Here is a 23775-nt window from a genome sequence, read left to right on the forward strand (position 1 = left end):
GCAATAACTGTATCGTACCGAGTGGACTCGGTAAAGGCACTATTCCTCTTTGGCAAGATCGAAGGTCACAGTGATTCGATCACGCGAAACACGAATCTTTGGGTCGCCACAAAGGTTGAGATAGTACCGGGCGGCAAGGTCATTAAAGTCACGCTCCACAGCACGCGAAAACTGTGCCATGTCATCCTTGGCAATACGTAGCCCGCGACGATCCTTCGCAAGATCGACAGGAGCCGGCGCATGCGAGGACGAATCACGCTCGCGCAGCAGACGCGCGGTCACACCGCGAACGGGCTTAATCTGCCCTGCCAAAATGCGATGAGCAGTGCGCTCGGACATCTCAAGACCCAAACCCGAACAGATACGGATAAAGTCCTCGGCATCAGAGGCAAGGCCTAAACGATCGACAACCGGAAGCTCACTCTCGTCATCAATGAACAGGAGACGCGACGTATCGAGCCGACTTGACGCCTGAGCATAAAGGGTCGCGGCAATCTCAGACGGAGAACCAAGATAGACATCGCAACCACACAACTCCTCGAGCGCAAACTCACAAGCAGCGCGAATAATATTATGCGGGCCGCGAGCACAGACATAACGTCCGTCCTCATCCCTGACGGCCTGGGGCCAGCTGGACTGATCGGCACGCTCACTGAGGCGGTCGGCCGCAACGCTCACCTTAAAGGCCGAGCCAAGGTCGACACCAGACGTGACCACACGGGCCTCGTCAGTGTTCTGCTTGATCGAAAACAATGCCATGCCACGACCGTGAACGCCCCAACGGTCCATCTTCATGCTCTCGAGCTTGGAGGTAACGCGGGCATCGAAGATTCGCTCTTGCATATCCTGTGGAACGCCCGAACCGTTATCCAGAAAGACAAGCGTGCGGACGCCATCTTCCTTGGTCGTGGCGAGATAGACCTTGTCGGCACCAGCATCGCGAGCATTACGGAGCATTTCGATGACGATATCCTCGACATGCTGAATGTCGTGCTTTGCCTGGCGCCGCTCGGCCTCCGAAACGCGGAGGCGGACATACCCCTCGCCAAGGTTTTCCTCGACGCGAAGGTTGCCCTCCCCCGACATCGACGCGATAAATGAGATGAGCTCGTTCGCGTCGTTCATGTTATTTAGCGATATCGACGGCACGGCTCTCGCGAATCACGACGACGCGCACCTGACCGGGATACTCCATCTCTTCCTCGATCTGATGGGCGATATCGTGCGCAAGCACCGTGGACTGAGCATCGGAGATCTTGTCCGGCTGAACCATGACATGAACCTCGCGACCGGCCTGCATGGCATAGGTACGCTCGACGCCGTCGTGAGAGTTGGCAATCTCCTCGAGCTTCTCAAGGCGCTTGATGTAGTTCTCGGCCGACTCGCGACGGGCGCCGGGACGAGAAGCGGAAACGGCATCGGCAGCCTGGACCAGAACGTCGAGCACCGTGTTGGGGTCGACATCGGCATGATGGGCCTCGATCGCGTGGACGATAACGGGCTTCTCGCCATAACGGCGGGCAAGCTCGGCGCCAATGACAGCATGCGGGCCCTCAACATCGTGGTCGATGGCCTTGCCCAGGTCGTGCAGAAGGCCGGCGCGCTTGGCGGTCACAACATCCAGACCAAGCTCGGAGGCCATAACGCCGCACAGGTCGGAGACCTCAAGCGAGTGTTGCAGCACGTTCTGACCAAACGAGGTGCGGTAGCGCAGTGCGCCCAGGGTCTTGACGATCTCGGGATGCAGGTCGTGGATACCGGTATCGAAGGCGGCCTGCTCGCCGGCCTCGCGCACACGCTGCTGAACCAAGTCGGCGGCCTTGTGGTACATCTCCTCGATGCGAGCGGGGTGAATGCGGCCATCGGCAATGAGGTTCTCGAGCGCCACACGGGCAGTCTCACGACGGACCGGATCGAAGCTCGAAAGCACAACGGTCTCGGGGGTGTCGTCAATCACGAGGTTGACGCCAGACACCTGCTCAAAGGTGCGGATGTTGCGACCCTCGCGACCGATGATGCGACCCTTAAGGTCATCGGAGGGAATATGCACGGAAGTGACGGTGACCTCGGCGGTATGGTCTGCGGCGCAGCGCTGAATCGCCAGAGAGAGAATCTCCTGAGCGGTCTTGTGGCACTCGGCGCGGACCTGCTGCTCGGACTCGCGGATGATGGTGGCTGCCTCGTGGGTAACCTCGCCGCGGACCTTGTCGAGCAGCTCCTTGTGAGCGTCCTCGCGCGTAAGGTCGGCAATACGCTCAAGCTCGGAAGTCTGCTTGGCGCAGAGCTCCTCAAGCTCGCGAGAGCGCTTCTCGACCTGACCGGCCTGGCTGGACAGCTGATGCTCACGCTTGTCGAGCGCATCGTTGCGACGATCGAGCGATTCCTCGCGCTGCATCACGCGATTTTCGAGCGTGCGAATCTCGCTCTTACGCTGCTTGTCCTCGGCCTCGGCGGCCTGCTTGTTCTTGATGATCTCTTCCTTAGCCTCGAGCAGAGCCTCTTTTTTGAGGGTCTCGGCCTGACGCTTAGCATCACCGATCAGGGACTCTGCCTGCGCGTGTGCCGACTGGATCTTTTCGTCGGCCTCGTGAAGACTACCCTGCTTGGCGGTGCGCATGTAGGCAATGGCGGCGATGGCACCCAATACGATGCCAACGAGCGCTGCAATGATAGGCATGCTCACTCCTTTTTATGGATTCGTTACACAGCAAAGCGAACCGTCCTTACGAACGGCTCGCGACATTTGAGTAATATGGGCGCAGCTTATGCGGGTCGGATACAGATAAACATATAAACAAACTCATCACAGATGAGCACATATCACAAAGCAAATGACAGTAATTATCCTACGTTGAACCGCAACAACTGTCAAATAAACGCACCCGGCACGGCGCCTATCAAGCGGTGAACGGCAGGGGCGTACCATGCGCACGCTTACACGGCGCATTCCTCGCTTGAGGCATCGAGGCGCGCCTTAACGGCATCGGCGGCGATGTGATACGAGAAGCCCTTACCCATCAAAAATCTGACGAGCTTTTCGAATGCACGCGCTTCGGGAACGCGACGTTTAGCGAGCAAGGCCGACGCACGAGCCAAGTCGTCATCCACGGCAAAATAATCCTCTGGATACCCGGGGATATCGTCAAGTACGACATGACGGCGCTTGAGTTCAGCCTCGATCTTACGCTGACCCCAGCCGCGACGTTTGCGCTCTTCGATAAAGTACGAACAAAAGCGGTTCTCATCCAAAAAACGATACTCGGTCGCACGAGCAACTGCAAAATCGATCGCAGGCTGTCGAAAGCCATAGCGCGCCAACTTATCGCACACCTCGCCCGTGGCATGATCGCGGCGCGAAAGCATCTCAGTCACCATGGTGAGCGCACATTTACGTTCGATAAGCTGCACCGCCTCGCGAAAGTCATCCCAATCACAGGGAAGATCGGGGCGGTTCTTAACGTACAGGCGCGCCACGCGCACGGGAATCCAAATGGAACGTTCAAAACCGCCCTCGAGATCGCAATCGATATGCGCGCAGGGCTTTTTAGACGCATAACCGCTCGAGAACGAGGAGGCCGCCTTCTTATCGGGAAAGACGACCGTGGCCTCGGTCACCGTATACGACATGTCGGCATCCGCTACTCGTCGTCATCGTCGAGCATCGCGGAGCCATCGATGGCGTACAGCTCATCAAGCTCCTCGGGGGCGGGCTGGTCGGTCAACTCAACCTCGGAGGGGGCATCATCGTCATACTCAAGGCCGCAGGCAAGGCGAACCTTGTGCTCGATCTCGTCGGCGCAATCGGGATGCTCCCGCAGGAATGTCTTGGCGGCCTCGCGACCGTTGCCGAGCTTATCCTCGCCATAGGCAAACCAGGACCCCATCTTTTTGCAGATGCCGCACTCGACGGCCATATCCAGAATCGAGCCCTCTTTAGAGATGCCGGTGCCGTACATGATGTCAAACTCGGCCGAACGGAACGGAGCCGCCACCTTGTTCTTAACGACCTTGGCACGCACGCGATTACCGATAACCTCGTCCTTGAGCTTGATGGTATCGATTTTGCGAATATCGATTCGCACGGAAGAGAAGAACTTAAGAGCGCGGCCGCCCGTGGTGGTCTCGGGATTGCCGAACATGACGCCGATCTTCTCGCGCAGCTGGTTAATGAAGATGCAGGTTGTATTGGACTTGGAAAGTGAGCCGGCGAGCTTGCGGAGCGCTTGGCTCATCAAACGAGCCTGCAGACCCACCGTCGTGTCACCGATCTCGCCCTCGATCTCGGCACGCGGAGTCAAGGCGGCAACAGAGTCGACGACGATGGCGTCGATGGCACCGGAGCGCACAAGCATATCGACGATCTCGAGCGCCTGCTCGCCCGTATCGGGCTGGGAAATCAGGACCTCGTCGATATCGACGCCAATGCGCGCGGCATAGGTGGGATCAAGCGCATGCTCGGCATCGATAAATGCAACAACGCCGCCCATGGCCTGCGCCTCTGCAAGAATCTCGAGCGAAAGCGTCGTCTTACCGGAGGACTCGGGGCCATAAATCTCGACGATACGGCCGCGCGGCACGCCGCCGATACCCAAGGCGGCATCGAGCGCCAGAGAGCCCGTCGGAATAGCCTCGACCTCGAGCTCGGGACCACCGTCGCCGTACCTCATGATGGAACCCTGGCCGAATTTCTTCTCGATCTCGGCCTTGGTGGTGGCGATCATCTCATCGCGCTCTTTACCCGTCGTGCGAGCATGAACGGTACGTACGGGACCTGAATTCTTGGCCATGAATAGCCCTCCTCTTAACAACCTGCATCGATAATAAACGAACGGCTGTTCGTGGTCAACCGTTCAGATTCATCATATGTACCCGACCATTCCAAAACCCGACCAAACGCCGACCAATCACCGACCAAACGCTTGACCACGCCAATCACAAATAGAGGTGCACGAATAAATTTAGGCCTTATACCAGCGCAAACACCAATTCCGTCAAAGGTCCCTATCTCCACAATTAAGGGGCCCTAAGGCCCCTTAAACCATGTCTATTCCATAGAATTGAGCACGCGAACAATGCGCTCCAAAGCCTCCGCGACCGCATGAGCACGAACGCACGACCGATCGCCCTCGTAATGACAGCGCGCAGACTCGACAACCGGCGCTCCCCCATCGGCCGCGCGATACGCCCACCCAATATAGAACGTACCGGCGGGGTCTTGCTCGGTGCCACCACCGGGCCCAGCGTAGCCCGTTGCGCTTACGGCTATATCGCTCTGATAAAGCTCCAGCGAGCCTGCGGCCATCTCGCGAGCCGTCTGGTGCGACACGGCGCTAAACCGATCGAGCGTTTCCTGTTTAACGCCGAGCACGCGATGTTTGATCTCATCGCAGTAGGTCACCGCGCCACCACGAAGCACCGCCGAGGCACCCGGGATATCGGCAATCGTCGAGGCAATCATACCCGCCGTCAGCGACTCCGCCGTCGAGACCGTCACACCAAGGGCACTCGCGCGCTCGACAATATCGCGCGCCAGTTCCTCGTTGTTTGCGGCGATTAGCAAATAAGACTCCGTCATACCCACCAGGACCTAGACCGAAAAGACGATCTTGCGACAGTTCCAGAAGTACTGGGCGCCCGAGACAATGGTCAAAATCACGGCGATGACGTACAGGAAGCGCGACACCGAATAGACACCGAGCAGCAGCGACACCGGCCCCAGCTGGAGACCGGCCATCGCAAAGACGCACAGATAGCCGCAGATGGAAACCATCGTCGTCGCCGTCTTGTACTTGCCAAGCTTATCGGCGGCAACGACCACACCGGCCGCACTCGCGACCATGCGCAGGGCGCTCACCAGCAGCTCGCGGAACAAGATAATGAACACCGACCACACGGTTACGGTACCAAAATCCAAGAACAGAAGCAGAGCCGAGAACACGAGCAACTTATCGGCGATGGGATCCAGGAACTTACCGAAGTCGGTGATCTCGTTGCGCGAACGAGCCAGGTAGCCATCAACCTTATCGGTGCACGACAGGATGACGTACAGAACAAAGGCGGCAGCGGCGAGCGGGCCGTCGAAGGTGCTCAAATCCGTACCGGCAACGCTTGTGTGAGACAGCGCCGACACGATCATGAACACCGGAATGAAGACGATGCGCACGCACGTCACGATGTTGGCGGGCGTCCAAACACTCGTCAGTTCCTTATTGCTCTCGTTAGCCACGACGCTCTCCTACTCCACAACATGACCGATAAGCTCGTAGCAGAAGCTATCGGTAAACTCGACCGTCAGAATATCGCCCACAGATGCCTCGCTGGCATCCAGATGCACCGCGCCATCGGAATCGGGCGCCTGGAACCAGGCATGTCCGATGAGCTCGGCACCGTCTTCGGTCTCCTCGATACCGTCGACGATCACCTGGGCGCGTTCGCCCACATGTGCGGCAGTTGCAGCAAAACCGAGCGACTCGGCCAGGTCCATGGCCTCCTGGGCGCGCTCGAGCTTAACCTCTTCGTCAACCTGACCTTCCATCTTAGCAGCCAGGCTGCCCTCCTCCTGCGAGTAGGCAAAGACGCTCGTGTAGTCAAAGCCGACGGTGTCCATAAAGTCAATGAGATCGCGGAACTCGTCGTCGGTCTCGGTCGGGAACCCTACCATGGCCGTGGAGCGGATCACGATACCGGGGATGCGCTCGCGCAGGTCGCGGAACAGGTCCTCGAGCTCCTGGCGCGAACCGGAGCGGCGCATGGCCTTGAGGATGCGCGCGTCGCAGTGCTGCACGGGGATATCGATATAGGGCAGCACCTCGGGCGTATCGCGAATGGTTTCGATAAGCTCGTCGGTCATGCCCTCGGGCTGCAGGTAGAGTACGCGGACCCACACGTTATGAGGACGCACCGCCTCAGCAACGGCCTGCAGCAGCTGCGCCAGATTGCGCGGCGCGCCCTCAGCGAGGTCCTCGTCGGCAAAGTCGGTACCCCAGATGCCCGTGTCCTGACCGATCAGAACGATCTCGCGCACGCCACCGGCGACCAGGTCGCGCACCTCGGAGATAATGCTCTCGGCATTGCGCGAGTGATAACGACCGCGGATATACGGGATCATGCAGAAGCTACAGAAGCGGTTGCAGCCATCGGAGATCTTGACATAGGCGACAGCGCCCTCGACGGTGCGCTTGACCTGCGGAATATAGGCGGCAATCTCGCGCTCAACACCCAGCACGTCATCGATAACCGCCACGATGCCGTCTTCCTCGTCGGCCTTCACAAAGGCCGCGACCTCGGGCAGCTCGTCGGGTAGGTCGTCGCCGTAGCGTGACGGCACGCAGCCGCACATGACGATCGGGCAGGAACGAACGCCGTCCTGCACCTCGTTGGCAAGCTCGAGCGTGGTCTCGATGCTCTCGGACGTTGCAGAGGCAAGGAACGAGCACGTATTGACGATGGCGATATCGGCATCCTGTGGATCGAATGCCTCCTCGTAGCCTGCGGCAGTCAGCAGCGAACGCATACGGTCGGTATCGACCTCGTTCTTGGCGCACCCGAGGGTGATATAGAGCACGGAGCCCAACGGAGTATCCATGTTGGAGAGCGGTCCTTTCGAAAGAATTAGCGGTAGTTGGTGAACTGCAGCGGCTGACCGTAGTCCTGGTCGCGCAGGAACTGGATCACGGTCTGCAGCGCATCCTTGGAAGCAGAGGAAACACGCAGTTTGTCGGCCTCAATCGTCACCTTGACCTTGAGCTTCTGATCCTTGATGTCCTTATTGATCTTCTTGGCAGTCGTCTGGTCGATACCCTCGACGATGTGACCGAGCACGCGCACGGTACCGCCCGATGCAGCCTGGGGCGCATCCCAGGACACGGCCTTAAGATCGATGCCGCGCTTGATGAGCTTGGAGCTCAGGACGTCGATGATCTGCTTGGAGACAAAGTCGGCCGGGGCGTTGATCGAAAAGAGCTTGTCGCCCTTCGAAAGCTCGATGGTGGCGCCGGAGTCCTTCAGGTCATAGCGCTGGGAAATCTCGCGCGTGGTCTGCTGGAAGGCATTGTCGACCTCCTGCATATTGACCTCGGACACGACGTCGAAGCTGGAATCTTTAGCCATGGTTAATCCTTTCGCTTACGAGCGGCTTAGTAGCTGTCGTACGAATAATCGGTGGAATCGGTCATCGTTTGACCGTCGGTGGCGGTATCGGTGCCGTCCGTGGACTGGGCGTCGGTTCCATCCGCACTGTTAGCATCATCGTTACCGTCAGTGGTCTCGCCGTCCTCGGCGTCGGTCGTCTCCTTCTTGGGAACGGTGATCGTCACGCGTGCCACGCCCGATGTCTTGGTGTCATAGCGGACCTTTTCGCCGTTCTTGGTAACGGTGACATCGGAAGGCTTGGACGTGGTGATCTCGATCGAGGACTCGGGCGTGTATTCCTGCTCAAAGGGGCCGGTCGCCTGGGCGCCATAGACCGACTTGCCATCAACCTTGACCTCAATCCAAGCAGTCTTGCCCTTGGCAACGGAGATCTTGACCTTTGTGACCTCGTTCTCCTCCTTCTTGGCCGTCGTCTTAGCGGCATCCGAATCGGTGGACTCGTCCGTCGTCTCATCGGTATCTTCATCCTCATCGACGGATTCGGTCGTCTTGGAAGACTTCTTAGTCGATGTCTTGGTGGCAACGGGCGTCTCGGGCGTCGACTCGGGCGCCGAGGAGTCGCAGCCACGCAGGAGCACCACGATGAGCACGATCAGCAGCAGCGCCACGGCACCAATACCGGCGTAAACGATACGTGGATCGAGACCGTTGTTCTGGGGAGCACGCCCACCGCCGCGTCCACGATTGGAACCACCGCGACCAGTGCCTTGGGGCATACGACCGCGGTTATTGTCGGAACGTCCGCGATAGCTACCTTGGCGCTGCATGTTGCGCTGGCCCGAGCGGGGGGCGAGCTCGCCGCGACCCTGGTAGTTGCGCTGGCCCGAACGAGGCGCCGAGGAGCGCTGGCTATAAGGTTGCGACTGAGATCGAAGGCGAGGCGTCACCTGCGTAGTATCGGCGTCTGCATAGCCGCCGAGCGGACGACCGGAAGAAACGCCACGGTACCCGCGATCGGAATAACCACCATCGCCGTAGCCGGCACGAGGGTCACGTGCGACACCGCGGGCAGCGGGGAGTGCGCGCTCCTCGGGCGCCGGCGTGCTGCGAAAACGATCGCGCTGGGAACGAATCTCCTCGCTCGAGCCCGTTTCGGTAACATAGCCAGCCTGCTGAGGGCGCTGGCCATAACGCGTCGAACGCCCGCCCTGAACCATCAGGAAGCGGCCGTTGTCGACCGAGGAACGCGAATTGACGTAGCCGGCGGCGTCCTGAAAACGACCGCCCTGCTGCGACGTCTCACGCTCATATGCCATCAGATCGTCAAAATAAGCGTTGACGACCTCCCGCGGATTGAGGCCCAAAAAGCGCGCATAGCTCGAAATCATGCCCTGCGCATAGCCGCGCGGAGGCATCGATGCAAAATTGCCATTCTCGAAAAACTCGATGATCTGCGGCCTGATTTTGATGGTGTTGGCGACCTGCTGAATGGAAAGGCCCATTCGGCGACGCTGCTCGAGCAGCATGTCACCAAAGCGTGCAGCCATCAGAATCCTCCAAACTCACGATCTTCACGTGCCATCTCGGCGTCGACGGATTCCAGCGCGGCAAGGCCTTCTTCATCCAGCAGAACCTCGCGCGGCTTGGAACCGTCGGGCGGTCCGACGACACCCTTTTCTTCCAGCATGTCCATAATACGCCCGGCGCGCGCATAGCCAACCTTCAGGCGGCGTTGCAGGCCAGATGTGGAGCCCAGCTGCGATTCCACCACAATATGAGCGGCTTCCCAGATAAGCGGATCGTCGTCCTGAGGCTCGGCAACGCCGGTTCGCACGATGCCGCCGCCACCTGCCATGGACATGGAGGCAGGTGCCACAGCCGACAGGATCTCCTCATGGTAGTCGGGCTCGCTTTGCGACTTAACGAACTCGACAATCTCGTTGATCTCGTCATCCGAAACAAAGCAGCCCTGGATGCGGCGGGGCTTGCCCCAGTCGACCTTTGAGAACAGCATGTCACCCAAGCCGGTGAGCTTTTCGGCACCCATCTGGTCAATGATGACGCGGGAGTCGATGCCCGTTGCGACGTTGAAGGCGATACGGTTGGTAATGTTTGCCTTGATGAGACCCGTCACCACGTTAGAGCTCGGACGCTGGGTCGCCACGATAAGGTGGATACCGGCGGCACGGCCCAGCTGGGCGATACGCACAATCGAGGCCTCGACGTCCTTGCCGGCGACCATCATCAGGTCCGAAAGCTCGTCGATGATGATGACCAGATAGGGCATCTTTTGCGGCGGGTTATCGTAATGCTCAAACTCGCCGGCGGCCTGCTTTTCGTTATAGGTCGAGATCTTGCGCACGTTCAGGCGCTCGAAGACCTTCAGGCGGCGCTCCATTTCGGACACCGCCCACTGCAAGGCGCTCGCGGCCTGCTTGGGCTCGGTCACTACGGGCACGTAAAGATGCGGCAGGCCGTTATAGCCTGCGAGCTCGACGCGCTTGGGGTCGACCATGATCAAGCGAACGTCCTCGGGGAGCGCGCGCATGAGCAGGGTCGTGATGATGGAGTTGATCATGACCGACTTACCGGAACCCGTGGTACCGGCGATCAGCAGGTGGGGCATCTTGGCGAGGTCGGCGACGACCGGCGTGCCCTCGGCGTCGCGGCCGATGGCAAGCTCAAGCGGACCGCCCTTAACATAGGGCAGCACGTCGCCCAAGTTGACGTTCTGACGCTTGCGATTGGGGATCTCGATGCCCACGAGCGAGGTGCCGGGAATCGGCGCGAAAATGCGCACCGACTGGGCGGCAAGCGAAAGCGCGATATCGTCCTCGAGGCTCGAGATCTTGCTCACGCGCTCGCCCTCGCCGGGCTGCAGCTTAAAGGTCGTGACCGTGGGGCCGGCAATCCAGCCGACGACGCGAGCGCTACGGCCAAACTCGAGCAGGGTAGACTGCAACGACTCGGCAGTCTGTTCCAGTTCCTTATCAGAAGACGCGGAGGACGCCGACTGCGGATTGGCGTGCAGGATTTCGAGCGGCGGGAGCTTGAGGCCGTCCTCTTGTTCGCCCTCGACACCGGCAGCAGTACCGTCCGCTCCCCCATCGCTCGAAGTAGACGCCTCGACAGCGCCCGCGACAGCCGTATCGGCAACCTTGGGATGCTTGAGGAAATCAGGAATTTGAGGGGCGGCCGAGACGGGATTCACGGCGAACGGCGGCTCGGACTCGTCGACCTTGTCCAGATCGTCCTCCATCGAAAGCTGACCGGTCACTTGGCCGCGCTTGGCATGGCGGCGCGGCAGCAAGGTGGTTTTAGCAGTCTCGAGCGGGGACTCGTCATCATCGTCATCACCCTCGGTAAGCTCAATCTCGCTCTCGGACCAAGACGGGTCGGGCTCACTCGTATTGAGCTTGGGAGCCGTCTTACCTTTCTTAGCGTGACGACGCGGCAGCAGCGTCGTCTTGGCGCGCTCGGCCTCCACGGCATCGGACACGTCGACAAACGGATCCTCGTCCTCGTCGTCATCGTCCAGAACCTGGTCCGCATCGTTGCCCATGACCGTGGTCACAGCAGCATCGGAGCCCTTTTGACGAAGAATGCTCAGGTGCGGACGGGCAACGCCGGGCACCGACAGGGCTTCGTCGTCACCCCACGGGCTGGCGTTGACATCGGCACGACGGCGCTCGGCAAAATCGGCCGCACGGTCGCGGGCAGAGCGCAAAACGCCGCCCACCGAAAAGCCGATGATGACAAAGCCAACGACGGCCAGACCCAACAGGACCACCATCGCGATAGGCTTACCCAGGGCATTCTGCAGCGCACTCGCAATAAACGCACCGATGTAGCCACCCGAGGCGGACAGGTTTTGCGGCGTGAACATAAGGTCGCACGAGTCGCTCGTACCCGACACCATCAGCGAAAGAATGGAGACGACGGCGATAAAGACCACAGCGCCGCCCGCAACAGAGCGCACGTTGAGCGGCGAATCCTCGCCTAAAAAGAGCGTGGCGGCAAACAGCAAAATGACGATCGGCAGCACGTAGGCGCCCAGACCAAAGCCCAGGTGGTAGAAACCGGCAACCGCAGCCGTAACGGGTGCGGTCGCTGGCGAAATCACGGCAATGAAGGACGCAATCGCCAAAACGGCAATGACCACGCCGGCGATATCGCGGTTGGCCGAAGGCTCGACCAGGGGCTCAAAATCGTCGAACTCGGCCTCGTGGCCCTTATTGGCACGAAGATGGGAACCGGCACCCTTAGCAGATGCCGGTTGGTTGTTGGCTTTATTGCCTTTGGCGTTTTGTGCAGATCCGCGCGCCAAACTAAACCTCCATGACGACCGGGATGATCATCGGACGAGTGCGCGTACGGCTCCAGATAAAGTTAGAGAGCGAGTCACGCACGGCCTTACGAATGGCATCGGAACCGCTGCTCGTAAAGCTGAACTTGCCCTTCTCGATCGTCTTCATGATGGATGCTGAGGCGTCCTCGGAAAACTGGTCGTCGATGGCAAAGGAGACGCCGCGGCCCGAGAACTCGATGGCCTCGATCTTCTTGTGCTTGAGCGAAACGATAGCGACAGCCGTGACCATACCGTCGTTGGCAAGCTTCTGACGATCGCGCAGGACGATGGGGTCGGTATCGCCGATGCGCAGTCCGTCGACGTAGACGACGCCAGACTCGACGGGCGTACCGCGCTTGACGATACCGCCACGCATCTCGAGTGTGTCACCGTTATCGAGAATAAAGATATGATCTTCCTTGAGGCCCATCTTGCGTGCAAGTTGAGCATGGGCGCGCAGATGCACGGCCTCGCCGTGAACCGGCATAAAGTAGGTGGGCTTGGCCATGGCCATGAGGAGCTTGAGTTCCTCCTGGCTGCCGTGCCCCGAGACGTGAACGAGGGCGCGGGACTTATCCCAGACGTCGCAGCCAAGCTTGGCCAGGCTGTTGACGACCTGCTGAACGGCCTTCTCGTTGCCGGGAACGGGAGTTGCCGAGAGAATGACGGTATCGCCTTCGTGGATAGAAAGCGTCTTGTGCTCGCCGTTGGCCATGCGGGACAGGGCCGACAGCGGCTCGCCCTGCGAACCGGTGCACATGACGACGATCTTGTCGTCGGGCAGGTTATCGATATCGAAGGCATCGATGATATCGGCATCGTCGATGTTGAGGTAGCCCAACTCGCGCGCCACGCGGGTGTTGGTGAGCATGGAACGACCGGTCACGACGACCTTGCGGCCGCACTTGCGGGCGGCGTCGCAGATCTGCTGCAGACGATGAATGTGGCTCGAGAACGACGCGACGAACACGCGACCCGGCGCGTTCTTGATGGCGTGCAGCAGGTTGGGACCAACCTCGGCCTCGGACTTGGTAAAGCCGGGAACCGTGGCGTTGGTGGAGTCAGAAAGCAGCAGGTCGATACCCTGCTTGGCAAAGCGGCTGATAGCGGCATAGTCGGGCGTGACGCCGTCGATGGGCGTCTGGTCGAGCTTAAAGTCGCCGGTGTGCATAACGGTACCCTGGTTGGTGCGGATGAACACGCCCAGAGCGCCGGGAATGGAGTGCGTCATCGAGAAGAAGTCGAGCGAGATGCCGCCGAGGTTGACATGGCTGCCGCCCTTGACCTCGCGGAACTTGGGTGCGCGGATGCGGAACTCAGAAAGCTTGCCCTCGATAAAGCCAAGCGTCAGCTTGCTCGAAAAGATGGGCACCTTATTGTTGAGGTCCTGCAGCAGGTACGGAAGCGAACCGGTGTGGTCCTCGTGGCCGTGGGTGACGACGATACCGCGGAGCTTTTCCTCGTTCTCCAAAACATAGGTGTAGTCGGGAAGCACCAGGTCGATACCGGGCTGGGAGTCATCCGGGAACATGAGGCCGGCGTCGACGAGCACCATGTCGTCGCCGCACTCGAAGACCGTCATGTTCTTGCCGATGCCGTCAAGGCCGCCGAGCGGGATGATCTTCAAGGGAGATGATTTTTTAGCTGCCATAGGTTAGTGTTGTTTCCTTTCTTCGAAACGGGTCTGAAACAACCGACGGGGCGCTTCTGGCAAACCGACCGTCGGGAACGTACAAACATGCATCATAGAGTCGACGCAGTAACCACAGTATGATACCCATTTGCCCACCAACAGACCACCCATGCATCAAAGCCCCATCTGAACCGGTCTATCCCGCCGGTTTCCCGTGGGGCGGGCACTGATGAAGTTTCCTGCTCTACAGTCCTGCTCACGACGGAGGCCACATTAAGTGGCCTCCTGTTCGTGCGGAACTCGCGATAAACTTCATCAGTGCCCGCCCCACGGGAAACCTGCCAAAACAAGACAGGATTATTTTGGTCGGTTTTATCTGGAAGATGCTGCTGCGGCTATCTACAGATCTGAAATCTGACTACTGAATAGACCGTCTAACTAAATAGCAAGCGGCATTAACCAGCCCTTTTGCTTGCGCCCGGGAGGGCCGTATATGAAGTTTATCGCGAGTTCCGCACGCAAAGGAAAGCACTTAATGTGCTTTCCGTCTTGCGCAGGACTGTAGAGCAGGAAACTTCATATGCGTCCCTCCCGGGCGCAAGCAAAAGGGCGACCCCATTGCGGAGTCGCCCTTGTTGAACTGCTTATGTGGAGCTGTTACTCGGCGTCGTGGTGACGGCGGGGCTTGCGGCCTCCGTTGTCGCCGGGACGGCGCGGACGGTCGCTGCGCTCGGAGCGCTCGCGACGCGGACGCTCACGGCGCTGGAAGTGCTCGCCGTCGCCCTCTGAGGCACCCTCGGCGCGAGCCGGGGCCTCGGGCTTATCCAGACGATCGAGCGAAATCTTGCCGCGGTCATCGACTTCGATGACGACGACCTTGACCTCGTCGCCCACATTGAGGACGTCCTCGACCTTCTCCACGCGGCCCTTGGCGACGCGGGAGATGTGCAGCAGGCCGTCCTTACCGGGCAGCAGGTTGACGAAGGCGCCGAAGGGCTGGATGGAGACCACGCGACCGGTGTACTCCTCGCCCGGCTCGGGAACCTTGATGATGAGCTTGATACGCTCGACGGCCTGGTCGACGGACTCGCCGGTGCCGCCGACAAAGACGGTGCCGTCCTCCTGGATGTCGACCGAGGCGCCGGTCTCGTCCTGGATACCGCGGATGACCTTACCGCCGGAACCGATGACGTCGCGGATCTTGTCGGTCGGAACCTGGATGGAAACGATGCGCGGAGCGGTGCTGCGCGTGGTGTGGCGCGGCTCGGGGATCACATCGAGCATCTTCTGCAGGATGAAGGCGCGACCCTCCTTGGCCTGCTGCAGAGCGCGGGCCAGGATGTCGAAGGTGAGGCCGGTGGCCTTGTTGTCCATCTGCAGGGCGGTGATGCCCTCGGTGGTGCCGGTGACCTTAAAGTCCATGTCGCCCAGGAAGTCCTCGAGACCCTGGATGTCGGACAGCACCACGGTCTTGCCCTCCTCCTGGATCAGGCCCATGGCGATACCGGAGACCGGGCGCTTAATGGGCACGCCGCCGTCCATAAGGGCGAGCGTGGAGCCGCAGGTCGAAGCCATCGAAGAGGAGCCGTTGGACTCCATGACCTCGGAGACGACGCGGATGGCGTAGGGGAACTCGTTCTCGTCGGGAAGCACCGGAAGCAGAGCGCGCTCGGCCAGATTGCCATGGCCGATCTCGCGGCGCTTGGGGCTGCCCATGCGGCCGGTCTCGCCGGTGCAGAAAGGCGGGAAGTTGTAGTGGTGCATGTAGCGCTTGCCCTCGGTGGGCTCGATGGTATCCAGACGCTGGCCCTCGTTGAGCATGCCGAGCGAAAGAACCGAGAGCACCTGGGTCTGGCCACGCTGGAACAAACCGGAGCCGTGAACGAGCGGCAGGTAGTTGTCCTTCACCATGATGGGACGGATCTCGTCGGCGGCACGACCGTCGACGCGCTCACCGGTCTCGACGACCATGGTGCGCATGGCCTTCTTCTCGAGCTTCTTGAGCGCCACGGGGATCTCGCGCTCCCAAGCGGCCTGCTCCTCCTCGGTGAACTCGGCACGGATGGACTCCTTCAGAGCCTCAACCTTGCCGATACGGGAGAGCTTGTCGGCGTCACGAAGGGCGGCTGCCATCTCGTCGTAGTGGGCGAAGATGCGCTCCTGGACCTCCTCGACGGGCTGGTCGAGCGGGTACTCCTTCTTGACGATGGGGCCGTTGACCTGCTCCCACTCGGCGACGAACTCGTCCTGAGCCTGGCAGAAAGCGGCAAGGGCCTCCTGGCCAAACTTCATGGCGGCGAGCATGTCGTCCTCGGAGATCTCCTCGGCGCCGGCCTCGACCATCGAGATGAAGTCGGCGGATCCGCCCAGCTCCAGGTCCAGATCGGAGTTCTCGCGCTCCTCGTAGGTGGGGTTGACGATAAACTCGCCGGTCTCCACGTTGCGGCCGATGCGCACGCAGGCAAGCGGGCCCTCGAAGGGCACGCCGCCGAGCGTCATGGCCAGGGAAGCACCCATGACGTTGATGACGTCAAAGGGGTTGACTTGGTCGGCAACAAGCGAGGTGGCGACGATGTGCACCTCGTTGCGGAAGCCGTCCGGGAAGCTCGGGCGAATCGGACGGTCGATCATGCGCGCGGTGAGCGTGGCCTTCTCGCTGGGACGGCCCTCACGCTTGAGGTAGCCACCCGGGATGCGGCCGGCAGCGTACATCTTCTCGTTGAAGTCGACGGTCAGCGGGAAGAAGTCATAGTTCTTGCGCTCCTTGGAGACGACCACGGTATCGAGCATCGTGGTGTCGCCCTGCTTGACCAGGCAGGCGCCGGTGGCCTGCTTGGCAAGCTCGCCCGACTCAAAGGTGTAGGTCTTGCCGTACAGCTCAAAGGTCTTGGATACGAGTGTCATTGTTCTCCTTTACCCCACAGGCCCCTTGCCTGCGGGCTTCTCATGTGACGCGGACCCCCTGCCCCCGCCACGCTTCAGAGCGTGATTGTTCGCGCCCTTACACAAAAAGAGCGCCCCGCTGCGCAGGACGCTCTTAGCATGTACAAATCCTACTGGATGTTGTCGCGGATGCCCAGAGCCTTGATGAGCTCACGGTACTCGACGATGTCGTTCTTCTTGATGTAGGAGAGAAGACGACGACGACGACCGACGAGCATGAGCAGACCACGACGGGTGTGGAAGTCCTTCTGATGGGACTTCATGTGCTCGGTCAGCTCCTTGATGCGCTCGGACAGGATGGCGACCTGAACCTTGGGGTTGCCGGTGTCGACCGGGGTGTTACCGAACTGGGCAGTCAGCTCCGCCTTGCGCTCTTTGGAAACAGTCATTGTTTCACCTTTCTTTTTGCGTCGCCATCGGGCGACTCGATTCGCCTCGGACTGGGAAGCCGCCGGTGGAGCGAGCAACCAAGGTCGAGGTACCAACAGGTCGGTATGTTACCACAAGCAGCCCGCGCCTGCGCATCATCACCGACCCAACATGAATTCCATCGCACGGAGGCGCTGATCGGTGTGCGTCGCAGCCCAAACATGCGAAAGCCCCAGCAAAAAGGCTGCGGTATGCGGGTCGATTCGCTCGGCCAAAAGCGCATCGAAGGTCATGGACATGAGGGCGCGCAGCCATGCGGCCTCACCGGTCGACACCAGTTCGGCACCTGGAACGCTCGACGCGCACGACCCGCACATGAGGCCGCCCGCCTGAGGCGAAAAATACGACAGCATGGGGTCTCCGCACAGCACGCAGGCCGAAAAATCGGGTCGATAGCCAACGTGCGACAGCAGCTTAAAGACATATGCCGCCACAAGTAGATCCATATGCGCCGTGTCGAGCCCGCTGCCCACCAGGGCAAGCGCTCGCTGCGTGATGGCAAAGGTAAACGGGTCCTCGGCGTCCTCGAACGAGCACACGCGCGCGACCTCGGCGATCGCGCTTGCGGCGCAGGTCGTCTCGTAATCGGGCGCAACGCCGAGCGGCGCCTCCATAAGCTCGGCCTGGGAAACCACGTCGAGTGACCGTCCATGTGCGAGCAGCATATCTACCGTACAGAACAGCTCGCAGCGCGCAGCCAGGCGTCCGCCGGGTTTGCGGGCGCCCTTTGCCACGGCACGAACCTGCCGCCCCCGCTCGTCAAGCATCGTCAAGATCAGGTCGGTCTCTTTGAGCTTAGTCTTATCGAGCACGAGCACTTTCGTGCGATATGTCCGGGAGCCTGCCATGCGCGCCGCGCGTCCTTAGTCCTCGGCGTTATAGCCAAAGCGGCGAATCTGGGCCTCGTCGTCACGCCAGCCGGCCTTGATCTTCACGTCCAACTCCAAAAAGACCTGCGTGCCAAAAATGCGCTCAAGATCGCGACGGGCGTCGATACCGATATGCTTGATCATCTCGCCGCCCTTGCCGATGATGATGCCCTTTTGGCCCTCGCGCTCGACGTAAATGGTGGCGTGCACGCGCAGCACCTTCTTGGTCTGCTCGAGCGCATCGCAGATCACGCCAACGGAGTGCGGGATCTCATCACGGGTGCGGCGCAAGACCTTCTCGCGCACAAACTCGGCAACGAGCGTCTCATCGGAAGCGTCGGTACCCATGTCCTCGGGGAACCAACGCGGACCCTCGGGCAAAAAGTGCGCAACGGTCTCGATAAAGGCATCGACGTTGAAGTTCTTAACCGACGACGTCACAATCTCGTCGTCATATTCCATAAGCTCGTGGGCAGCCTTAAGCTGCTCCATGACCTGTGCGGGGTCGGCCTCATCGGCCTTGGTGAGCACCAGGACCTTCTTGCAACGAGCGCATCTGACGCGCTCGGCAACCCAGGCGTCTCCCCTGCCGATCGGCTTGGTGGCATCAATCAAAAACGCGACGACGTCGACATCGTTCAACTCGAACAGTGCGCTCTTGTTGAGCTCGGACCCCAGGCCGTCCTTGGGCTTATGAATACCCGGGGTATCGACAAAGACCAGCTGGTAGCCGGGACGGTTGACGACGGCGCGCATGCGGCGGCGGGTCGTCTGTGCCACCGGCGAGGTGATGGCGACCTTTTTGCCATAGCAGGCATTAAGCAGCGTGGACTTGCCGGCGTTGGGACGACCGACCAGGGCCACGAAGCCGCTGCGGAAACCGGGTTCCACGTCACCAAAGCCCATAGGACCGTCGTCCTCGTCGCACAGGGAGTCGAGTTCCTCGTCGCTCATGCCCTCAAACGGGTCGAACTCCTCGACATCCTCGAGCTCCTCGGTATCCACCGCGTCAAGGACCTCGTCATCCAAAACTTCATCGGTAGGCTGCATATTGTCGGACATGGGAATCCCTTTCTAAATAAAGCCGAGCGCGTGGGCAAATACCAGCACGCCCACAATCGCGGCGGTGATGGAAAGTATGTATACGGAAGCGGCGGCGATGTCCTTCGCACGCTTGGCCAGCGGATGGAGCTCCTGGGTCGCCAGGTCGACGATGGCCTCCATAGCGGTGTTGCACAGCTCGCCGTGAATCACCAGGCCGCAACAGATGATAATCGTGGCCCACTCGGCAATGTCGAGCCCCACGACGCAGCCGGCAATGACGGTGCACACGCCCGCAACGAGCATGATCTTAATGTTGCGCTCGGTCTTGACGGCGGTGACGAAGCCCTCCATGGCGTAGGAAAACGACTTTAAAAAGGACGGATGGTCCTTGTTCGATCCGGGAATCATAGACGGCTCCTAGTCGTGGGCGTGGTTGGTGATGGGGCCGACGTGGACTAGCTTAGGGTCCTCGCCGCGCTCGAGCGCCAGATCGCGCAGGATGGCGTCCTCGCGGGCCTCCATGACCTCGGCCTCGTCGTCCTCGATGTGGTCATAGCCCAGCAGGTGCAGCATTCCGTGTACGAGCATCAGACGGCACTCGTCAGCGGGGCTATTGCCAAAACCGGGGGCCTGACGGGCAATAACCTGCGGGGCCAAGATAATATCGCCGAGCTCGAGCGTCTCATCGGCGGGAATGTCATCGTCAAAGGCCGAATCGCACTCAAACGAGAGCACATCGGTGGTGCGGTCGATACCGCGCCACTCGTGGTTGAGCTCGTGCATCTCGTCCTCGTCGACATACGAAAGGGAAATCTCGACTCCACGTTCAACGCCCTCGGCGGCAAGCACAACCTCGCAGATGTGCTCCACCTCCTGCGCGTCGAGCAGCGTATCGAGCTCGGCATCGTTGCTGATCAATACACTCAACGGGACTCCTTTCGGTCGCGCGGGCGCTGCTCGCGCACGTCATCATAAGCTTCATATGCCTCGACGATACGACCCACCAGGGCATGGCGCACCACGTCGGCACGCTCGAGGTGAGAAAATGCGACATCGTCGACACGGCCCAAAATCTGCTCAACGTCAGCAAGACCGCCACGACGACCCACCAGGTCGCGCTGGCTCAGGTCGCCGGTAATCACGAACTTGGAGTTGAACCCAAGGCGTGTCAGGAACATCTTCATCTGCTCGGGCGTGGTATTTTGCGCCTCGTCGAGCACCACGAAGGCATCACTCAGCGTGCGGCCGCGCATGTAGGCAAGCGGGGCGATCTCGATCACGCCACGCTCCATAAGCTCATCGGTGCGCTCGCGATCCATCATGTCAAAAAGGGCGTCGTAGAGCGGACGCATGTAGGGGTCGATCTTTTCCTCAAGGGTACCGGGCAAAAAGCCCAGATTCTCCCCCGCCTCGACAACCGGACGCGTCAAGATCAAACGGCCCACCTCGTGACGCTTGAGCGCGGCAACGGCGAGCGCCATGGCCAGATAGGTCTTACCGGTACCGGCTGGACCCAAGCCAAAGGTGATGGTATGCGAGCGAATGGCATCCACGTAGCGCTTTTGCCCGAGCGTCTTGGGACGAATGACGCGGCCGCGATACGAAAGCAGCACGTCATCGCGAAGCGACGTAGCCTCGTGCTCACCGTCGCGCAAGACGGCCAGGCAGCGAGAGACATCGTCGGCAGACAGCGTGCGCCCGGCGGCCGCCTCGCGAAAAGCATGTTCGAAAAAACGCGCCACGAGTTCGACCTCATCCGGGTCACCGCTCACGGCGATGCTATCGCCACGGGCGACCACATGGGCGCGAACCAAGCTCTCGAGCGCACGAAGGACGCCGTCGCCGGCGCCCAAAACGCACGAGGGATCAATTCCCTCGGGAACGGTAAGTCTAATCTTCGAGGCTTCCATGAACCTCCCTGCGCGCATGGACCAAGCCGGAATCATCGACTCCGATGATAGCAACATCGAGCAGGCACGGGGCTGTAAGTCCACAGGTATCGTCAAGACGGGCATGATGGAACGAACCGAGCGTCAGGTTGTCGCCGTACTCGAGGACGGCACGCTCGACGGTGCCCACGCGACGACGAGCGTCGGCAATGGCGAGTTCCTGCGCCGCGGCTCGCATACGACGGCTGCGCTCGGCCATAACCTCGGGCGGCACCTGGTCGGGCATATCGGCAGCAAGGGTACCGGGACGCTTGCTATAGCGGAACACGTGCATACGCGAGAAACCCACACGACGGCACAGCGCCAGCGACTCCTCGAACTCCTCGTCCGTCTCACCAGGAAAACCGACGATGACATCGCACGAAAGAGACGCCTGGGGCAAGTTGGCGCGAATCATACGCACCGTGTCCTCAAAGGTCTCGGCGCTATAGGGGCGGCCCATGCGATGCAGGGTCGCCGTGCAGCCGGACTGCACGGGCAGGTGCAAAAACGGGGCGATACGCTGCGGATAGCGCGCCATCACCTTAAGCAGGCGCTCAGAGATATCCATGGGCTCGACCGAGGAAATGCGCACATGCGGAATAGACGTGCGCTCCATGATGGCCTCAAGCAGCTCATCGATTTCGACATGCTCGTCGGTCGCGCTCTTGCCATCGTAGGCACCCAGGTTCACACCGGTCAGCACCACCTCGGGCACGCCGGCCTCCTGGGCCTCACGAACTTGCTCGAGCACGGACTCGACGGGCACGGAGCGCTCGGGGCCGCGTGCCTTCCACACAATGCAATAGGTGCAGCGATGGTTGCAGCCGTCCTGAATCTTCACGCCCAGGCGAGAGCGACCGAGCGCATCGACCACCTCGCCATCGCTGCAGGCGGGAACGCTATCGGATTCGACACCCAGTACCTCGCAGACGCGCTCGGCGACGTCAATCTTGGACGGCTCGGCGATCACGCGATCGGAGAGCTCCAGCAACTCCTCGGGATGCAGGTTGACGACGCAGCCGGTTACGACCACGTAAGGGTCGTTAGGATGGGCCAGCGCATGACGGACGGCCTTACGGGTCTTGGCCTCGGCCTCGCCCGTAACGGCACAGGTGTTAATGACGATCAGATCGGCATCCTGGGGATCCACAATAGCAAAGCCCAGGCGCATAAGATCGGCAGTGATACGGTCAGACTCAACCCGGTTGACGCGGCAGCCGAGGTTGACGACGGAAATATGGGGTGCGAGCACGCGGGCTCCTTAATCGAGGATATCGTCGAGGGCACTCTTGATACGGTCGGTCACCGACTTCTTACCGGAAGCGACGTCATCGCCCATCTCATCGGCAAAAGCACGGAGCAGCTCGTGTTGCTTATTGGAAAGATTGGTGGGAACGACCACGCGCAGTTGCACGATCAGGCGACCACGCGAACCGCCACCGCCAATGCGCGGCATGCCGTAATTATTGACGCTCACGGTGTCGCCGTACTGTGTACCAGCAGGGACCGTCACCTTGACGACCTCATCGGGCATAATGCCCTCGACCTCGATCTCGCAGCCGAGCGCTGCCTGCGCAATCGAAATATCGCTCACGAGGTACAGGTCGTCACCGTTGCGCTTAAAACGCTCGTGGTCGGCGACGCGCACGTTGACGATCAGGTCGCCCGAGGGCTCGCCGCGAAGGCCAGCCTCGCCAAAGCCGCTCACGCGCAGCTGGCGACCGGTCGAAACGCCGGCGGGGATATCGATGTCGATCTTTTCATGCGAAGGCGTGCGGCCCTGACCGTCGCAGGTCTCGCAGGGATGATCGATGACCGTGCCCTCGCCGTGGCAGTCGGGACAAGGCGAAGAGGACTGAACCTGGCCCAGGAACGAACGCTGGACCGTCGTGACATAGCCCGTGCCGTGGCAGCGGCTGCACTGTTTTTCCTGCGCGCCCTCGGCCCTACCGGTGCCATTGCAATCCTCACAGGGAGCAAGGCGGTCATAGCTGATCGTCTTTTTGCACCCGAGTGCCGCCTCCTCGAGCGTCACCGAAAGGGAGATGGCCATGTCGCGGCCGCGACGACGCTCACAGCGATTTCGGGCGCCACCGCCGGCACCGCCGCCAAAGAACGACGAGAAGAGGTCGTCCATGCCCATGCCGCCAAAGATATCGTTAATGTCGACGTAGCCCGAACCACCAGGGCCGTCGGCAGTGCCGTAACGGTCGTAGTTAGCACGCTTCTGCTCATCGGAAAGAACGGAATATGCCTCGTTGAGCTCTTTGAACTTAGCCTCGGCCTCGGGGTCGTCCGAAACGTCCGGGTGTACGGTACGGGCCTTCTTTAGAAACGCGCGCTTAATCGTCCGCGCGTCGGCATCCTTGTCGACGCCAAGCACCTCGTAGTAATCCCTATTTTCCGACACGACCGAATCCTTCCGACTTTCATTATTGTCACAGTGCGTCCTATACCCAAGCTGGGCCGGCCGCAAACAGAGGGTTT

At 60.5% G+C, this 23775-nt stretch carries 20 protein-coding genes; all 20 read right to left on the reverse strand.

Features of this window, described 5'->3' with window-relative positions; translation table 11 throughout:
- Positions 1-39 precede the first annotated feature (39 nt).
- A complete protein-coding gene (locus LCQ44_RS08670; protein WP_225093618.1) occupies positions 40-1125 on the reverse strand; it encodes an ATP-binding protein in 1086 nt (361 codons plus the stop codon).
- A 1-nt stretch (position 1126) separates the two neighbouring features.
- Complete coding sequence (gene rny / locus LCQ44_RS08675; protein WP_115596193.1) at positions 1127-2677, reverse strand: ribonuclease Y; 1551 nt, start codon at positions 2675-2677, stop codon at positions 1127-1129.
- A 257-nt stretch (positions 2678-2934) separates the two neighbouring features.
- A complete protein-coding gene (locus LCQ44_RS08680; protein ID WP_225093619.1) occupies positions 2935-3627 on the reverse strand; it encodes a regulatory protein RecX in 693 nt (230 codons plus the stop codon).
- 11 nt (positions 3628-3638) lie between these two features.
- On the reverse strand, positions 3639-4787 hold the full coding sequence (gene recA, locus LCQ44_RS08685) for a recombinase RecA (RefSeq protein WP_225093620.1): 1149 nt from the start codon (positions 4785-4787) through the stop codon (positions 3639-3641).
- A gap of 257 nt (positions 4788-5044) precedes the next feature.
- Positions 5045-5560 carry a CinA family protein gene (locus LCQ44_RS08690; protein WP_225093621.1) on the reverse strand — a complete coding sequence of 172 codons (516 nt, stop codon included), beginning with the start codon at positions 5558-5560 and terminating at the stop codon, positions 5045-5047.
- A 27-nt stretch (positions 5561-5587) separates the two neighbouring features.
- Positions 5588-6226, reverse strand: a complete 639-nt coding sequence (pgsA, locus tag LCQ44_RS08695) for a CDP-diacylglycerol--glycerol-3-phosphate 3-phosphatidyltransferase (RefSeq protein WP_225093622.1) — start codon at positions 6224-6226, stop codon at positions 5588-5590.
- 9 nt (positions 6227-6235) lie between these two features.
- Positions 6236-7585: a 30S ribosomal protein S12 methylthiotransferase RimO gene (gene rimO / locus LCQ44_RS08700; RefSeq protein ID WP_225093623.1), complete on the reverse strand. Its 1350-nt coding sequence runs from the start codon at positions 7583-7585 to the stop codon at positions 6236-6238.
- A gap of 26 nt (positions 7586-7611) precedes the next feature.
- Positions 7612-8109 (reverse strand): YajQ family cyclic di-GMP-binding protein, encoded by a 498-nt coding sequence (locus LCQ44_RS08705; protein ID WP_225093624.1) that lies wholly within the window; start codon positions 8107-8109, stop codon positions 7612-7614.
- Between the two features lie 26 nt (positions 8110-8135).
- On the reverse strand, positions 8136-9638 hold the full coding sequence (locus LCQ44_RS08710) for a helix-turn-helix domain-containing protein (RefSeq protein ID WP_225093625.1): 1503 nt from the start codon (positions 9636-9638) through the stop codon (positions 8136-8138).
- Positions 9638-12418: an FtsK/SpoIIIE family DNA translocase gene (locus tag LCQ44_RS08715; protein WP_225093626.1), complete on the reverse strand. Its 2781-nt coding sequence runs from the start codon at positions 12416-12418 to the stop codon at positions 9638-9640. The genes LCQ44_RS08710 and LCQ44_RS08715 overlap by 1 nt, the downstream gene beginning before the upstream one ends.
- A gap of 1 nt (position 12419) precedes the next feature.
- Complete coding sequence (locus LCQ44_RS08720) at positions 12420-14090, reverse strand: ribonuclease J (RefSeq protein ID WP_225093627.1); 1671 nt, start codon at positions 14088-14090, stop codon at positions 12420-12422.
- A gap of 639 nt (positions 14091-14729) precedes the next feature.
- Positions 14730-16976, reverse strand: a complete 2247-nt coding sequence (locus tag LCQ44_RS08725) for a polyribonucleotide nucleotidyltransferase (protein WP_055309899.1) — start codon at positions 16974-16976, stop codon at positions 14730-14732.
- A gap of 149 nt (positions 16977-17125) precedes the next feature.
- On the reverse strand, positions 17126-17404 hold the full coding sequence (rpsO, locus tag LCQ44_RS08730) for a 30S ribosomal protein S15 (RefSeq protein WP_035138510.1): 279 nt from the start codon (positions 17402-17404) through the stop codon (positions 17126-17128).
- Between the two features lie 138 nt (positions 17405-17542).
- Positions 17543-18292 (reverse strand): DNA repair protein RecO, encoded by a 750-nt coding sequence (recO, locus tag LCQ44_RS08735; RefSeq protein ID WP_117629181.1) that lies wholly within the window; start codon positions 18290-18292, stop codon positions 17543-17545.
- Positions 18293-18307: 15 nt separating this feature from the next.
- Positions 18308-19375 carry a GTPase Era gene (gene era / locus LCQ44_RS08740; protein WP_225093628.1) on the reverse strand — a complete coding sequence of 356 codons (1068 nt, stop codon included), beginning with the start codon at positions 19373-19375 and terminating at the stop codon, positions 18308-18310.
- A gap of 12 nt (positions 19376-19387) precedes the next feature.
- On the reverse strand, positions 19388-19765 hold the full coding sequence (locus LCQ44_RS08745; protein WP_225093629.1) for a diacylglycerol kinase family protein: 378 nt from the start codon (positions 19763-19765) through the stop codon (positions 19388-19390).
- A gap of 9 nt (positions 19766-19774) precedes the next feature.
- On the reverse strand, positions 19775-20284 hold the full coding sequence (ybeY, locus tag LCQ44_RS08750; RefSeq protein ID WP_117770331.1) for an rRNA maturation RNase YbeY: 510 nt from the start codon (positions 20282-20284) through the stop codon (positions 19775-19777).
- The gene (locus tag LCQ44_RS08755) at positions 20281-21267 is read right to left on the reverse strand and encodes a PhoH family protein (protein ID WP_195520394.1); all 987 of its coding nucleotides are present in this window, start codon (positions 21265-21267) and stop codon (positions 20281-20283) included. The genes ybeY and LCQ44_RS08755 overlap by 4 nt, the downstream gene beginning before the upstream one ends.
- Complete coding sequence (locus LCQ44_RS08760) at positions 21248-22540, reverse strand: MiaB/RimO family radical SAM methylthiotransferase (RefSeq protein ID WP_225093630.1); 1293 nt, start codon at positions 22538-22540, stop codon at positions 21248-21250. Before LCQ44_RS08760 ends, LCQ44_RS08755 begins: the two co-directional genes overlap by 20 nt.
- A 9-nt stretch (positions 22541-22549) precedes the next feature.
- Positions 22550-23698: a molecular chaperone DnaJ gene (gene dnaJ / locus LCQ44_RS08765; protein WP_225093631.1), complete on the reverse strand. Its 1149-nt coding sequence runs from the start codon at positions 23696-23698 to the stop codon at positions 22550-22552.
- Positions 23699-23775 lie beyond the last annotated feature (77 nt).

Origin of the sequence: Collinsella aerofaciens (assembly GCF_020181355.1) — a bacterium.
Taxonomy (GTDB): Bacteria; Actinomycetota; Coriobacteriia; order Coriobacteriales; family Coriobacteriaceae; genus Collinsella.

What these genes read in the sequence shown, in the direction of transcription:
- LCQ44_RS08720 (WP_225093627.1), bottom strand. Translation starts at nt 14,090, where the DNA reads ATGGCAGCTAAAAAATCATCTCCCTTGAAGATCATCCCGCTCGGCGGC.
- LCQ44_RS08745 (WP_225093629.1), bottom strand. Translation starts at nt 19,765, where the DNA reads ATGATTCCCGGATCGAACAAGGACCATCCGTCCTTTTTAAAGTCGTTT.
- LCQ44_RS08710 (WP_225093625.1), bottom strand. Translation starts at nt 9,638, where the DNA reads ATGGCTGCACGCTTTGGTGACATGCTGCTCGAGCAGCGTCGCCGAATG.
- rimO (WP_225093623.1), bottom strand. Translation starts at nt 7,585, where the DNA reads ATGGATACTCCGTTGGGCTCCGTGCTCTATATCACCCTCGGGTGCGCC.
- LCQ44_RS08705 (WP_225093624.1), bottom strand. Translation starts at nt 8,109, where the DNA reads ATGGCTAAAGATTCCAGCTTCGACGTCGTGTCCGAGGTCAATATGCAG.
- rny (WP_115596193.1), bottom strand. Translation starts at nt 2,677, where the DNA reads ATGCCTATCATTGCAGCGCTCGTTGGCATCGTATTGGGTGCCATCGCC.
- era (WP_225093628.1), bottom strand. Translation starts at nt 19,375, where the DNA reads ATGTCCGACAATATGCAGCCTACCGATGAAGTTTTGGATGACGAGGTC.
- rpsO (WP_035138510.1), bottom strand. Translation starts at nt 17,404, where the DNA reads ATGACTGTTTCCAAAGAGCGCAAGGCGGAGCTGACTGCCCAGTTCGGT.
- LCQ44_RS08755 (WP_195520394.1), bottom strand. Translation starts at nt 21,267, where the DNA reads ATGGAAGCCTCGAAGATTAGACTTACCGTTCCCGAGGGAATTGATCCC.
- LCQ44_RS08725 (WP_055309899.1), bottom strand. Translation starts at nt 16,976, where the DNA reads ATGACACTCGTATCCAAGACCTTTGAGCTGTACGGCAAGACCTACACC.
- recA (WP_225093620.1), bottom strand. Translation starts at nt 4,787, where the DNA reads ATGGCCAAGAATTCAGGTCCCGTACGTACCGTTCATGCTCGCACGACG.
- LCQ44_RS08670 (WP_225093618.1), bottom strand. Translation starts at nt 1,125, where the DNA reads ATGAACGACGCGAACGAGCTCATCTCATTTATCGCGTCGATGTCGGGG.
- LCQ44_RS08680 (WP_225093619.1), bottom strand. Translation starts at nt 3,627, where the DNA reads ATGTCGTATACGGTGACCGAGGCCACGGTCGTCTTTCCCGATAAGAAG.
- recO (WP_117629181.1), bottom strand. Translation starts at nt 18,292, where the DNA reads ATGGCAGGCTCCCGGACATATCGCACGAAAGTGCTCGTGCTCGATAAG.